Origin of the sequence: Stieleria neptunia, assembly GCF_007754155.1 — a bacterium.
Lineage (GTDB): Bacteria > Planctomycetota > Planctomycetia > Pirellulales > Pirellulaceae > Stieleria > Stieleria neptunia.
Genome location: NZ_CP037423.1, coordinates 4411479 through 4425936, shown reverse-complemented (window position 1 = coordinate 4425936; position 14458 = coordinate 4411479). Strand labels below are relative to the sequence as shown.

Sequence of the window (14458 nt, the reverse complement as noted above, 5' to 3'; positions counted from 1 at the left end):
CAAAGCCTCAGGCTTGGTTTCGCATTTTTTCGAGCATTTCGCGGTAGTCGACGGTCAACTTGGGCGCGTCGTGCTCGGACGGCTGGTCGATGCGATGCGAGCCGCCCGCAGAAGCCGGCTTGATGATTTTGCGGTCCACGTCGATGTCTTCGGTGATCCACAGCAGATCGGTGTCGTCTTGACCGGCGGAACCCTGTGCATCGTCGGCCTGGGCGGGTTCGTCGTACCAGACCACGCTGGGTAAATCTTTGCCGGCTTCGGCGACCGGTTCGTCCGCCGCCTCGGCGACCGGTTCGTCCACCCACCCGTCCGACGGCCCGCTCAGTGATGCTTCCAGTGAGTCTTCCAGCGACTCCTTCCGCGACTCGTCGGCGACCGAGTCCTGGATCATCCCGGGTTCTTCGAACACAGCCAGAGAATCGTATTCGGAATACCGGGATGCGGTGTTCTCGGAAACAAATTGGCTGAGGCCGACGATTTGGGAATGCAGCATCGTTTCCAAGTCGACTTCGGACGGCTCGTTCGGCTTCGCTTTGACCTGTGCGACACCGACTTCGATATTTTCCTCGTCCTCAAATTCACCGAACAGGGAAATCGGATCGGGGACGGCGGAGACGGCGGCATCGGCCGCTTCGGATTCGATCGCTTCCTCTTGTTCGGCGACAAGCTCTTCGGCGGCCGCCAACGTTTCTTCGGCCGGCTCGAGCTGCGGCGCCTCGATCCGCGGGCTGGCGTCGGCGTCGGTGTCGACGTCCGGATCGCTCAGCTGCCCGAACTCGACGACCGAGCTTTCCGGTTGCAGGCGGGGTTCTTCGATCATCGGGCTGGGCAGTTGCTGCAAGCTCGCCCAGGCCTTGTCGACGGTGTGTTCATCGATCACGCTCTCGCCCAACTCGGCGGCGCAATCGATCGCTTCGGTCATCAATTGGTTGATCAACCGGGGAACGCCGCTGGTGGCATGGTAGATGGCGGAGATCGCTTTGTCGGCGATGGTGTCATCGGACGACGCGTCGCAAACTTCGATCGATTGGCGGATGTACCGTCGCGTTTCGTCGGCGTTGAGCGGGTGCAGATAACAGCGCGCGGTCACGCGTTGCACGAACGGTTCCAGCGAGGGTGCCGTCAGCGTTTCATCCAGCTTGACGCCACCGGCGACGACGGCGCTGACCATCGGTTGTCCGTCGCGCATCAGATTGGTCAGGCGTCGAATCGCTTCCAACACGTCGGCCGACAGCGAGGCGGCTTCGTCGATGACCAACAGCGCCCCGTGTGGTTTTGCATCGGGGCCGCACAGACGGTCGTGGATCATCAACTCGAAATCGTCGCGTTTGCCGGTTTCCAAGGGCACGCCGAGACGGTGCAACAAGAACCGGTAGAACGCGGTGTCATCGGCGATCGGCGTTTCCCCGAGAGCGACGACGTCATGGGTCGTCGCAAATTCTTTGGCCAACAAGGCACAGACCAGCGACTTGCCGGTGCCCGGCGGTCCGATCACCAACGAGATCGCTTCACGCGCCAGGACGCTGCGTGAAACGCGTGAAAATGTCTCCAGCACCGGCCCGACGGGGACGAATCGACTGGCGGACGGAAAACCCGGGAAGGGAGGCAAAACGAAATCGTGCTCGAAGTTTTTCATCATTCGATCGTGTCCGAGAGGCTTGTGGCTGTGGGGACGGCTTGGCGAAAGCGATCCCTCCAATCGGAATAATCGGCAGAATCTAACGCCAACGTGAGAACTATCTGGGCATTCCGCCCAGAGGCATCAGACCCAGACGGCGACGGCGCTGAGCATCGCCACGACGATCGCGCCGCAAAACGTTCCGATGCGTGCCAGAACGCCGATCGGTTGCTCGCCGAACGAGGTGCCGTCGCGCAACGGGGCGTGCCGGAGCCAGTGCATGTAACCGCAGGCCGCCGCGATTCCGAGCAGGAAGGCGAAGTGAAACGCCAACTGAGGCCAACTGGCCGGCGTGACTTTTTCGAACACCACCGGGACGTTCGCGCTGCGCGCTTTGACGGCTTCCATCGACGCGACGGCTGACGCTTTCACCGTCGACCAATAATTCGTGTCGACCGGACTCGTCTCGGGCTGGTCGGTGATCGGGTCGAGCGGTTCGGCATAGGCGGCCTGTTGAATCGTTTCGGCCGGGTCGCCGATTTCCATTTCGTACGAAGCCGTCGTCACCGTGTCTGAAATCGTCGCCGTCATCGGTCGTCGCGTCTGACGCTTGACCGGGCGGGGGACCGAATCGTTTTTCCCGCGCGACGGTCGGCTCTTCTCATAGAATTCGGCAACTTCTTTTTGCCATTTCGCGGTCACGTATTCGGGATGCGACTCGGGCATGCTCCAGGTGCGGACCTTTCGTTTCAGCTCATCCAGACTAGGATCGTCGATCGCGATGCTGTAGGTTTTCCAGCCTTGGTCGCTCAGCTGGCATCGAACGATTTGCCGCGGTGCATCGCGGGGCCAGACGGCCAAGGTGATGACGAACGTGGCGGCAAAGGCGAGTGCCAGGTCGACGATGTTGGATCGATCTCTCATCGCTGGGATGGCTCCGAGGTCTGTTCGCGAAAAAGAAGAGGGCTCCGCCGATGGAGCTCGATGTTTTCGGGTTATCGACATCACCCGTTGGAGCGGCCAGCGGAATTGATGCAGTTTGTCTGGATTGAATGGATCACTCGGGTAGCAAAGTGTTTCGTACAAAAATCTGCGGCGTTCGACTGGAGAGCGACATGCGTGCGGTCGAACGATCGGGCGGCGACGCGATCGGGTTGAACTTTTTCCCCAACAGTGTTCGCTACGTCGATCCACAGTCCCCGGCGACGGGGCGGCTGTCTCGGCTGGCCAACGAGCTGGGGTTGTTGCGTGTCGGCGTGTTCGTCAATGAATCCGCCGAACGCATGGCCGCCATCGCGGCGACCGTGGGACTGGACGCGATTCAACTGCACGGGGACGAACCGATCGAGTCGGCCGAGTCGCTGCGCTCGATGGGGTGGCCTGTGCTGCGAGCCATCAAGTTGCCTCGGGGCGGGTTTGCTGCGGCGTTGATGCAGGAGCGGTCGGCCGCATGGGTCGCGGCCGGATGCCACTTGCTGTTGGATGTGGATGCCGGGTCGGCCCATGGAGGCAGCGGCAAGACGTTGGACTGGCCCTCGGTGGCGGCCTGGGCCCAAGGGCATCGGTCGGTCGGCTGGACGCTCGCGGGCGGTTTGAAACCGGAGAACGTCCGGCGGGCGATCGAGGCCACCGGCGCCGTCTCGGTGGACACCGCCAGCGGCGTGGAATGCCCGCGAGGCGTCAAGGACGAATCCCGGATCCGGGCCTTCATCGCCGCGGCAACGGGGTGACGGCGATGACAGATCCCGACGGCGCTACCCGCTGAAATTCCTCCGAAATAAAGAAAATGCGAGCATGACCCCGACGGGGTCAAAGCCGGTAGCCGGAGGTGAGCGCAGCGACACCTCCGGAAATCCGTCAACAGGCGTGACGCGACCCCGGAGGGTGTCGAAGCAAATGGGGTTCGAACCTTGTATCCCGGCTTGCTGCCTTGTGTGAACGATCACCTCTATCAGCAAGGCGATCTGGGGCACCGCCGGCGGATCGATTCGCTGCGACCCCGTCCGGGGTCGAGGGGATTCGGCAATCCGTATCCCGGAGGTGGCGCTGCGCTGACCTCCGGCTAATTGCTGAAATCCCTCCGGGATACTGGAATCGCGGACGCTCTCGGTGGACACAAACGGGATGGTTGCTGTTGCCGGCAGGCCGCGAGCCCTCTGGTACTCCAGGCCACAGAGGCCTGCCACGCGACGCCCCTCGCTCACGCGTCGGTCCACCACCAGGGGCTTTTCGGGTTCTTTTTCACCAGGCCCGGTGCCCAAAAAACGATCCCTCGCTAAACTACGCGGTTCAATCGAGTTGAATGGTCCGGCAGGTGCCGGCGCTCGATTCAACCGTTTTCGATGGTTCGAAGACGGTTTGCAATCGCGTTCGGGGAGCGCGTGCCAGCGGGAGTCCCTGTGGTAGGTTCGTAGCCCCTCATACGTGAGTGAATTTGATTCACCACACTTTAGGAGTTTACCCGTGTCGCAAGTCGATACCGAACGATTGCCTTACAAGGTCAAGGACATCTCGTTGGCCGAGTACGGTCGCAAAGAGATCAATTTGGCCGAAACCGAAATGCCGGGCCTGATGGCGCTGCGCAAGAAGTACGGCAAAGAAAAACCACTCGCAGGCGCCCGCATCGCTGGCTGCCTGCACATGACGATTCAGACGGCGGTCTTGATCGAGACGCTGATCGAGCTCGGCGCCGAGGTGACTTGGAGCAGCTGCAATATCTTCAGCACCCAAGACCACGCGGCCGCCGCGATCGCCGCCGCCGGCGTCCCCGTCTACGCCTGGAAAGGGATGACGGAAGAAGAATTCGACTGGTGCATCGAGCAGACGTTGTCGTTCCCCTCGGGCGGCAAGCTGAACATGATCCTGGACGATGGCGGCGATTTGACCGCGATGGTTCACGACCGGTTCCCCGAGTTGCTCGATGACATTTACGGCATCAGCGAAGAAACGACGGCCGGCATCCACCGCCTGGAAGTCCTCAATCGATCCGGCAAGTTGCAGGTCCCGGCGATCAACGTCAACGACAGTGCGACCAAGAGCAAGTTCGACAACCTGTACGGCTGCCGCGAGTCGCTGGCCGACGGCGTCAAACGAGCCACCGACGTGATGCTGGCCGGAAAGGTCGCCGTGGTCTGCGGCTACGGCGACGTCGGAAAAGGATGTGCCCACAGCCTGCAACGCTACGGCTGTCGCGTGCTGGTGACCGAGATCGATCCGATCAACGCGCTGCAAGCCGCGATGGAAGGCTTCGAAGTGACCACCATGGAAAACGCCTGCAAAGAAGGCCGACTCTATGTCACCACGACGGGCAACAAAGACATCATCTTGGGCGAGCACATGAAGCAGATGCCCGAAGACGCGATCTGCTGCAACATCGGCCACTTCGATACCGAAATCGACGTGGCGTGGTTGGAGAACGAAGTCGAGCAGGGCCGGGCGACCAAGGACGAGATCAAGCCGGCCGACATCGGTGCGGTCGATCGCTACACGTTCAAGGACACCGGTCGCAGCGTGATCATTCTGGCCAAGGGCCGCCTGGTGAACCTGGGCTGCGCCACCGGCCACCCCAGCTTTGTGATGAGCACGTCCTTCACCAACCAGGTGCTCGCACAGATGGAACTGTGGGGCAGCAAGGACAGCAAGTCCTACAGCGTCGCCGTCCACATGCTGCCCAAGAAGCTGGACGAGGAAGTCGCCCGACTGCACCTCGATCAACTGGGCGTCAAACTGACCCGGCTGTCCAAAGAACAAGCCGAGTACATGGGCGTCGAGGTCGACGGCCCGTTCAAACCGGATCACTACCGGTACTAACGCAAGTTCCAAGTTGATCGTTCCAAGTTTCAAGTTGACTCGCTGCGGGGATTCGCCCCGCAGCGAGTTTTTTTTTGCGCCGCCGGATCCTCGTTCGAAAGCGATTCGGGTCGAACGGGATCAGCGCCAGCGAATCCAGGCGGAGGGCGTGGGCTTTTCTTCCCGGGTCGCGGTCACGTCGCTGGGGTCGTTGTCGGTACTCAGGACCCAGGACTCAGGACTCAGGACTCAGGACTCGGAACTCCACTCTCCCTCCTCCCATCCCAACTTCCCGCGTCAAGCCCAGTTTCTTGTGAAACCGACCTTGTTTCACCAGAGTGACATTGCCTAGTTTCCCGCGAAACGAGAACCGCTGTTCGGTTCGAAACTGTTTCTTTTGGGAACTTGGGCCGTGGGACGAATCCTTTGCGTTGTGAACCAGAAAGGCGGGGTCGGTAAAACGACGACCGCCGTGAATCTGGCTGCGGCGCTTTCGATTGCCGAACAATCCTGCCTGTTGCTGGACATGGACCCGCAGTGCAACGCGACCAGCTCGCTGGGCCAGGAGCCGACCAACGGACACGCCTTGGTCAGCGACGTCTCGATCGCCGAATCGATCGTGCCGACCGGCCAGGCCAAGCTCTCGCTGCTGCCGGGCAGCCGCACGTTCCAGGACATCGACCTGTTGGCGACCTCGGACGACCAGCAATCGATGCGGGTCCGCAAGCACCTGGACAGCGTGCTGGACGAGTACGACTATGTCTTGATCGATTGCCCGCCCAGCGTCGGCGAGCTGACGCAAACGGCTCTGGCGGCCAGCACCGAAGTGTTGATACCGATCCAATGCGAGTACTTCGCCATGGAAGGGCTGACCCAGCTGATCAAAACCATTCGCAAGGTCATTGTCGCCACCGACGGCAGACTGACCTTTGGCGGGATCCTGCTGACCATGTACGATCCCGGCCTGGAACTGACTCGCGAAGTGGACCAGGAGGTCCGCGAGTTTTTCGGTGATATCGTCTTTGAATCCGTCGTGCCCCGGGACGTTTCGCTCAGCGAAGCCCCCAGTCACGGCAAAAGTGTTTTCCACTACGCCCCGCGATCCCGCGGCGCGTTCGCTTATACGCAGTTGTGCATGGAGGTGCTACAGCGTGACTAGTTCATCTGCCGGGACAAAAGATCGTCGCTTGGGAAAGGGGTTGGCCGCATTGCTCGGCAGCCCGATGGACGAGGAGGGCATGCTCTCCGAAGGCGAGTCTCCGCGAGGTCAGTCTCCGCGAGGCCAGTCTCGCAGCGGCGATTCAGCCGGCGTCCAAACGCTGTCGTTGCCGGTCAACGAGATCGAGAACAACCCCTTCCAGCCCCGACGCGAATTCAATCCCGATGAAATCGCGTCGCTGGCCGAGAGCATCAAAAGCCATCAACAGCTGCAACCGATCCTGGTTCGCATCGTCGACGGACGCTACCAGCTGATCAGCGGCGAACGGCGATTGCGGGCGACGATCCATGCCGGCATGGACACGATTCGTGCGGAGGTTCGCGAAGCCGATGATCGCCTGGTCGCCGAATTGGCCATCATCGAGAACTTGCAACGCAAGGACCTCAACCCGATCGAAAAAGCACTCTCCTTCAAACGCTACATCGACGAGCACAAATGCAAACAGGATGACCTGGCGCGGCGGCTGAGCATCGACCGCAGCACGATCGCCAACCTGATGCGGCTGCTCGAATTGCCCGAAAGCGTGCTGGACCTGTTGCAAGCCGGCAAGATCACCGCCGGACACGCACGTGCCCTGTTGCCGATCGGCGACGAGCAGGTCCAGATCACGACCGCGAACAAGATCATGGACGAGCGGATCAGTGTCCGCGCCACCGAAAGTCTGGTGGCGGAAATGCTGAAGGCCGAGGAGGATCAGGAGACCGGACGCAAAGTCACCAACGCGACGCGGCAAAAACGACGCCAAACCTCGCCCCACATCGAAGCGATGCAGCAGGAGTTCCGAATGGTGTTTGGCACCAAAGTCGAAATCAAGAGCAGCGCCCGTGGCCGCGGTAAAATCACCATCCACTTCAGCGATGGAGAAGAATTCGAGCGGATCCGCACCATGCTGACCGCGGAATCTCGCCCCCAGCTCCGCGTGGCCGGTTAGGGCGTTGCCGCGACGTACTGAGACGACGGCCACCCGGTCTGCCCGCCACTCGCTTCGCCCGCCCCTGCTGCACCGAGGTCGTGCAGTTTTAAAGTCGTTGACCTCACCTCGCTTCGCTCGACCCTCCTGCCAGGAGGGTGACTTTCAAACTGCACGCCCCGCAGCCGGCAGAGTGAATCGCCAAGAGTCCTGACGACTTTTTCTGCGGCAAGCCGGCAAAGCCCTCTCCGCGACCGATAGCGACCTCGTCTTGGGGCAATCGTGCCCTATAATCATTCGTGCGTCGTTTCTGTCGTCTTTGGAGTGGGTGTCGTGACCTTACGAGCGTGGTTTTCGTTTGTCTTTCTGGCACTAGCGTGCGTTTCGCCGGTTTTTTCGGCCGACGCCGAAAATGGATACGTGGTGGACGTGCCCGTGCCGCTGGGCGGCCAATCGGCGGCGGCGCTGATCGGACAGCTGGAGCGATTGGCAAAATCGGCGCCGCAAGACGGACGGCTGGACGTCGTGCTCCGCTACGGCGCGGAGTCCTCGGGAGGCGAAGCGACCTCCTTTGAAGACTCGCTCAAGGTCGCCCGAGCGGTCACCGGCGATCGACTCCGATCCCTGCGAATCATCTCGTTTGTCCAAGGCAGCGTGACCGGTCATTCGCTGCTCCCGATCCTGGCGTCCGACTCCATCTTGCTGTCCTCGGGCGCCCAGCTGATCGATGCCTCCGCCGGCGAGAGCGAACGGGATGAAACCGTCGTCCTGGCCTATCAAAGTATCGCCGCCCGCCGCGGCCTGTTTCCAAAACCGGTCGTGGCCGCGCTGATCGATCCCGACGTCGAACTGGCTTGGGTCAGCAACGTCGGCGGCGGAAAATCCTTCGCCGGGGGCGAAGAACTCGTGAAACTACGTGAAACAGGCGAGGTGTTGGAAGAAGAAGTGTGGAGTGCGGCGGGCGTGCCGGCCACCGTCTCGGCGGATCAATTGCGGTCCGCCCGGATCGCCGCCGGCATCGTCGAGACACTCGAAGAAGCCGCCGAAGTGCTAGACCTGGCGCAAGTCATCCCCGTCGAATCGGACGCCATCGGAGGAGTCACCGGGGGCGTGCTGCTGGAAATCACCGGCTCGATTTCGCGCAGTCGCGTGCGGCGCTGGCAAAGCAATCTGAACGGATCGCTGGCCGAGGGCTCGATCAACACCTGGCTGATCGCACTCGATTCGATCGGCGGCGACCTGGACCAAAGCGCCAGTCTGGCCAGTTCGTTCGCGATGCCCGAGCCGCCGCTGCGAACCGTCGTCGGGCTTGTCAGCCAGGAAGCTCGCAGCGACAGCGCGCTGCTGGCGGTGGCTTGCAAGCCACTGTACATGACCCCCGATGCGGTCCTGGGTGGGACCGGCGCCGATGAAATTTCGCTGACGGACCTGGACAATCATGACGAACTGATCGAGTCCATCGCCCGAGCCACCAAACGCCCCGTGGGGTTGATCCGCGGCCTGCTGTGCAGTGACCTGGAAGTCTATCGGTACACCCATAAAAAAACCGGCAGAGTCAAATACACCACGCCGGCCGACCTGGTTTCCCAAGCCGACGATCCCGACTTGGAACGCGATCGTTGGGAAAAGGGCGATCGAATCGAAATGAAAGAAGGACTGACGGCCGACCAGGCCATCGAGCTGGGGTTGGCCGACGGGCGCAGCGATTCGCTGGACGACGTCGCCCGTCGCAGCGGAATGGACTCGGTGCCCAAACCGGTTTCCGATCGTGGCCTGGTTCGATTCGTCGAACGACTCGGACGCAGCCAAGGTCTGATGATGATTTTGCTGATGGTCGGGTTCGTCGCCTTGTCCGCGGAAATGAATGCCCCCGGCATGGGGGTCCCCGGTTTTCTGGCCATGGTCTGCTTCGGACTTTTCTTCTGGATGAATTACTTGGCCGGCACCGCCGAATGGCTGGAACTGGTCTTACTGATGCTCGGACTGTGCTGTATCGCCCTGGAGATTTTTGTGATTCCGGGTTTCGGAATCTTCGGCATCGGGGGGCTGATCATGACGATCGCATCGATCGTGCTGATGAGCCAAACCTTTGTGCTGCCGCAAAACTCCTACCAGCTGGCCGTGATCACGCGGGGGCTTTGGGCAGCCCTGGGAAGCCTGCTGGGTCTCTTCGGTGGCTTCGTGCTGATGCGACAGTTCTTTCCCCATCTGCCGCTGTTTCGCCACCTGATCATGGAAATGCCGGACGCCGAGGCGCTCCACGAAGCCGAGAAACTTGCCGATTTTAGTGCGTTGTTGCACCAAACCGGTCAAACCACGACGCCGCTGCGGCCCAGCGGCAAAGCCCGTTTCGGCGATCAAGTCGTCCAGGTCGTCAGCGACGGGTCGATGATCGACAAAGGGGTCCCGGTGACCGTGATCGATGTGCAAGGTGCAAAGGTGGTCGTCGAAGAATAGCCCATGCCCCTGACTTACTCCCTTGCTTTGCTAGCACTCTTTTACGTCCTGCTGGTCGGCGAGTTTTTCATTCCCAGCGCGGGGATGGTCGGTTTTGCCGCCGCGATCGCCGCGACGACATCGATCGTGATCGCGTTCACGCACAGCGCAACGGCCGGATTTGCCGTCACGGCCACGGTCGCGGTTTCCACGCCGGTGGTGCTGGTTATGATGATCCGCTACTGGCCGCACACGTCGATCGGCAAACGGATCCTCAATCGTCGCCCCGGCCAGCTGGACGAGCCGACCGAGAGCCGGTTGCGGGGTGGCGAGAGACGGAAAGACTTGGTGGGCCGCTCTGGCGTCGCCAAGACCAACCTGCTTCCCAGCGGGTTGGTCGTCATCGACGGCAAACGGCTCGACGCGGTGTCGGACGGAAGCCCGATCGATGCCGGGACGGCAATCGTGGTGACCAGCGCGGTGGCGGGGAAGTTGCGAGTCCGTGTTGCCGAGCGGTCAGACCTGGATCCCGAACAAGTCGACGTCGAGCGCCGAACGGAATCGATCGAGGCCACGCTGGAATCGTTAGATCTGGACGAGTTGGATGAATAGTCCGCGGCGTGAAACGTTCGTTGCGACTGGGAATCATTCCGCAGCTACCAACGGCCCCGAACTTCGCTGCCAGGGGCCGTTTCTAAAGTCGTTCGTATTAAAAGGTTTTCGTCACTCTCCCCCCCTGGGAGAGTCGAGCGTAGCGAGGAGAGGGTTTGCGTTGTTGCTTGGGGGTCGCTCATCAAGAGTGAAGTGAACACCGCAATTCACCGTTCGACCTCCCCTCGCTTCGCTCGACCCTCCTGCCAGGAGGGTGACTTCAGAGGTGTGGTTCCCAATGCCGAGGTTAGAGTGCGACAAAAACCCTTGAGCGTCATCGACTTCAAATCCGCGCGACCGCCTTGTGGACGGGTGTCGCGGGCGGTGATCGGATCCTGTACATTTGACGGAGGTTTTGTCGGTCCATGGATGCGGAATCCTCGCGCGTCTTGGCGGAACAAACTGATCGGCTGAACTCGATTCGCACGGACAGGATGCAACACAATGGTTTTCGGGTCGTCACCTCCAGCTACTCTCATCGCTTGGTCATCGAATTTACTTGCCGTTGAAGCGAGTGATTTGACCGTTCCGGCGCTTGTAGGCGCGTTGATTTTGATCGGCGTCGCGCTGGTCGTCTTTTTTGTTTTCGCCAGCTACTTCGGCATCTGGGTGCAATCCTGGTTGACCGGTGCCGGAGTGGGCATCGGTGACTTGATCGGCATGACGTTCCGAAAGGTCAACGCGCGATCGATCGTTCGCAGCAAGATCATGGCCGTTCAAGCGGGATTGGATGATCCGGCGATGACCAGCGAAGCCTTGGAGGCACATTACCTGGCCGGCGGAAACGTGCAACAAGTCGTGCGTGCGGTGATCGCGGCCAAAAAGGCAAAAACGATTTCGTTGACGTTCCGCGAAGCCGCCGCCATCGATCTGGCCGGACGCGATGTCTTGGAGTCCGTCAAAACCAGTGTGTACCCCAAAGTGATTGACTGCCCGCCGCGTGGTTCCGTCAAACCGTCACTCGATGCGGTCGCCAAAGATGGAATCCAATTGAAGGTGCGTGCCCGAGTCACGGTCCGGGCCAACCTGCAGCAATTGATCGGCGGTGCGACCGAGGAAACGATTATCGCCCGCGTCGGCGAAGGCATCGTCAGTGCGATCGGCAGCGCGGCCAGTCACGCCGCAGTACTCGAAAACCCCGACGTGATCAGCAAAGCCGTGCTGGCCAAGCGACTCGATTCGCAAACCGCGTTCGAAATCGTTTCGATCGACATCGCGGACATCGATGTCGGCGCCAACATCGGCGCCCGGCTGATGGCGGACCAGGCGGAAGCCGACACGCAAGTCGCCCGGGCTCGCGCCGAAGGCAAACGTGCCGCAGCGGCGGCGGAAGAAAAAGAGAATGAAGCCAAGGTCGAAGAGAGCCGCGCCGCGCTGGTGATGGCCCAAGCGTCCGTCCCCGAAGCGATGAGCGAAGCGTTCCGAACCGGCAAGCTGCACATCCTGGATTATTACAAATTGCAGAACGTCAGCGCCGACACCGAGATGCGAAAATCGATCGCCTCGACCGGCCAGTCGCGCAACAGTTCCGAGAGAAAGACCCCCTGATCGATACGTGGCAATCGATTCAGCACAACACCCGAGTGAAGCATGGCTGGTGATCTAGAAGACTTTCTCAAACGTGCCGCCGAACGCCGCGCCCAAAAACAACAACAGGCCGGTGGTGGTGGGGCAGGCGGTGGCAGACCCGCCAGACCGGCGCCGAAACCGCGGCCCAAACCGGAATACACCGAAGCCAAACGAGAACGTCAGGTTCGCCAGCGTTACGAAGAACCGATTCCGGTTGCGGAACTCGTCGAGCCGGTCAACCCGCTCGCCGAACAACAACGCAAATTGGCCGAGTCGAAGAAAAAGGCCGCCGAAGCACGCGAGAAACTGGCGCAGCAACAACGCGACATTCACGAGCCGCAACAAACCGATCGCGGCGTGATCTCAATCGCAGGCGGTTCGCCCGCGGAGCAGTTGTTGGATCTGATCCAACGCCCCGGCGGATTGCAACAAGCATTCTTGCTACGCGAAATCCTGGAACGTCCCGAAGACCGCTGGTAAGCCGGTTGCTGCATGCAATGACGGCTCGCGGGGTGTCGGTTATGTGAGCCGCGACGCGTAAGCGGCCGGGCACGGCGACGCTGCCCGAGGCCTTACGGCCAATGCCGCTAAATCGAGGGGCCACTTACCCCAAAATGGCTCCCCTCTCCCACGAACAAGCCTCTTCGTTGATTCGGATTGATCGTATGCGACACTTCGGACTGGAATCCCCCTCACCCCCAGCCCCTCTCCCCCGATTCCTGACTCGCTTAGGCTCGCCAGGAATCGGGGGAGAGGGGAGCCATGGCGGTTCATGCTCGTTTCTCAATTTGGCGGCATTGGCCTGACGGCCAGCGGCTCACCATTGACTCAGCAGATCCCGTCTCAATCGACAGCCCGCTCGCGCCGTTCCGCTAACAGCTTCAGCAAAACACCGGCGGGCGTCGCGACCGCCAACCACCTACTGCTGGGTGAAATACTCGCGAACGCAGTAGAGTGCGGTGAGGGCACCGAGCACGATGCCGAGCATCAGCCCGACGACGAAGCCGACGGGGAAGGGCTTGCGTCGCTCGCGCGGCATCGACGGATCGACCGGTTGGTCCAACACCAACGGCATCGAGGAATCCGATGGAACCATGCCGACTTTGGAACCCGGATTGCCGGATCCTTGCTGACTGGATCCTTGCAGCCCCGAACTGTACTGGCCGGAACCGATCACGGCAGGCCCGTCGGCGCCCGAAGTGCCAAATTCTTGACCGTCGTCCATGCCGATCGGCGGCGCCGTCCATGCCTGGCGTTCGATCGGCCGATCGACTTCGAACGAGGTCGTGCACCAGATCTCCAATCGCTCGGCCACTTCGGTTGCCGTTGCGATCCGCCGCGACGGATCCTTTTCCATCATGTCGGCGATGGTGTCCACAAAATCCTCCGACAAATCCGGGGCAAATTTCCGCGGATGCCAGGGAGTCTGCTCGCAGTGGCGTTTGCACTTGCTTTTGGAATCGCCGCCGGGGAACGGCACCTTGCCCGTCACGGTGTAGTACAGCGTACAGCCGAGCGAGTAGAGATCGCTGGCCGGTCCGATGGCGCGGGGATTGCGAATCTGTTCGGGGGACAGATAGTCCGCGGTCCCGACGATCTTTCCGGCGCGGGGATCGTCATCCAGTCCCATGCTCCACGCGGCCAACCCGATGTCGGACACCTTGGCGTGGCCTTCGGGGGTCACGAGGATGTTTCCCGGCTTGACGTCGCGATGCACCAGCCCCAAGTCGTGGGCATATTGCAGCCCCCGCGCCGCTTGCGAGATCACCAGTGCGGCATGGTTCATACTGAGCGGTCCGCCGCGGCGGACCAATTTTCGCAAGTCGGTTCCCGGGACGTATTCGGTGACCAGGTAGTGCACATTTCCGTCTCGTCCGGCGTCATAGGCGCGGACGACAAAGGGGCAATCCAACCCGGCCTGCAGTCGAATTTCGCGGGTGAAGGAGTCTCGTGAAAGGGCCGTCGACTTTTCCAGCGGCAGCACTTTGACGGCACACTCGCGGCCCATCACCTTGTGCACGGCCTTGAAAACTTGCCCCATGCCTCCCTGGCCAATCCAGTCGGTGATCAGGTAGGGGCCCAGGGTCAACTTGGTCCGCCCGGTGTGCAATTGCTGCGCCTGGTATTCGGTCAACAGTCCGCTTTTGACTAGGGTTGCGGCGATCAGTGCATCGTCCTCCGCGCCGATTTTATCGACCACCTTGGCCATTTGTCGCTGGGACACCAAGCCGCTGCGGATGGCAGATTCTTTGAACACCGTGCCCAT

At 61.2% G+C, this 14458-nt stretch carries 11 protein-coding genes; 8 read left to right on the top strand and 3 right to left on the bottom strand.

Annotated features, from left to right (window positions below):
- Positions 1-7 precede the first annotated feature (7 nt).
- A complete protein-coding gene (locus Enr13x_RS15355; RefSeq protein WP_145387482.1) occupies positions 8-1639 on the bottom strand; it encodes an ExeA family protein in 1632 nt (543 codons plus the stop codon).
- Positions 1640-1762: 123 nt separating this feature from the next.
- Positions 1763-2542, bottom strand: a complete 780-nt coding sequence (locus Enr13x_RS15350; protein ID WP_145387480.1) for a hypothetical protein — start codon at positions 2540-2542, stop codon at positions 1763-1765.
- Between the two features lie 149 nt (positions 2543-2691).
- On the opposite strand from Enr13x_RS15350, the gene Enr13x_RS15345 reads away from it, so the two are divergent.
- From Enr13x_RS15345 to Enr13x_RS15310, 8 genes are all read left to right on the top strand, one after another.
- On the top strand, positions 2692-3348 hold the full coding sequence (locus Enr13x_RS15345; protein WP_231744314.1) for a phosphoribosylanthranilate isomerase: 657 nt from the start codon (positions 2692-2694) through the stop codon (positions 3346-3348).
- Positions 3349-4081: 733 nt separating this feature from the next.
- Complete coding sequence (ahcY, locus tag Enr13x_RS15340) at positions 4082-5428, top strand: adenosylhomocysteinase (protein ID WP_145387476.1); 1347 nt, start codon at positions 4082-4084, stop codon at positions 5426-5428.
- Positions 5429-5819: 391 nt separating this feature from the next.
- On the top strand, positions 5820-6566 hold the full coding sequence (locus tag Enr13x_RS15335) for a ParA family protein (protein ID WP_145387474.1): 747 nt from the start codon (positions 5820-5822) through the stop codon (positions 6564-6566).
- Complete coding sequence (locus Enr13x_RS15330) at positions 6559-7557, top strand: ParB/RepB/Spo0J family partition protein (protein ID WP_231744313.1); 999 nt, start codon at positions 6559-6561, stop codon at positions 7555-7557. Before Enr13x_RS15335 ends, Enr13x_RS15330 begins: the two co-directional genes overlap by 8 nt.
- Positions 7558-7869: 312 nt before the next feature.
- Positions 7870-9993 carry an NfeD family protein gene (locus Enr13x_RS15325; RefSeq protein ID WP_145387473.1) on the top strand — a complete coding sequence of 708 codons (2124 nt, stop codon included), beginning with the start codon at positions 7870-7872 and terminating at the stop codon, positions 9991-9993.
- A 3-nt stretch (positions 9994-9996) separates the two neighbouring features.
- Complete coding sequence (locus Enr13x_RS15320; protein WP_145387471.1) at positions 9997-10584, top strand: NfeD family protein; 588 nt, start codon at positions 9997-9999, stop codon at positions 10582-10584.
- A 558-nt stretch (positions 10585-11142) separates the two neighbouring features.
- A complete protein-coding gene (gene floA / locus Enr13x_RS15315) occupies positions 11143-12171 on the top strand; it encodes a flotillin-like protein FloA (RefSeq protein ID WP_315857090.1) in 1029 nt (342 codons plus the stop codon).
- A 42-nt stretch (positions 12172-12213) separates the two neighbouring features.
- On the top strand, positions 12214-12672 hold the full coding sequence (locus Enr13x_RS15310; protein WP_145387467.1) for a hypothetical protein: 459 nt from the start codon (positions 12214-12216) through the stop codon (positions 12670-12672).
- A 439-nt stretch (positions 12673-13111) separates the two neighbouring features.
- Here the strand turns inward: Enr13x_RS15310 and Enr13x_RS15305 are convergent, their stop codons facing one another.
- Positions 13112-14458 (bottom strand): serine/threonine protein kinase, encoded by a 1347-nt coding sequence (locus Enr13x_RS15305; RefSeq protein WP_145387465.1) that lies wholly within the window; start codon positions 14456-14458, stop codon positions 13112-13114.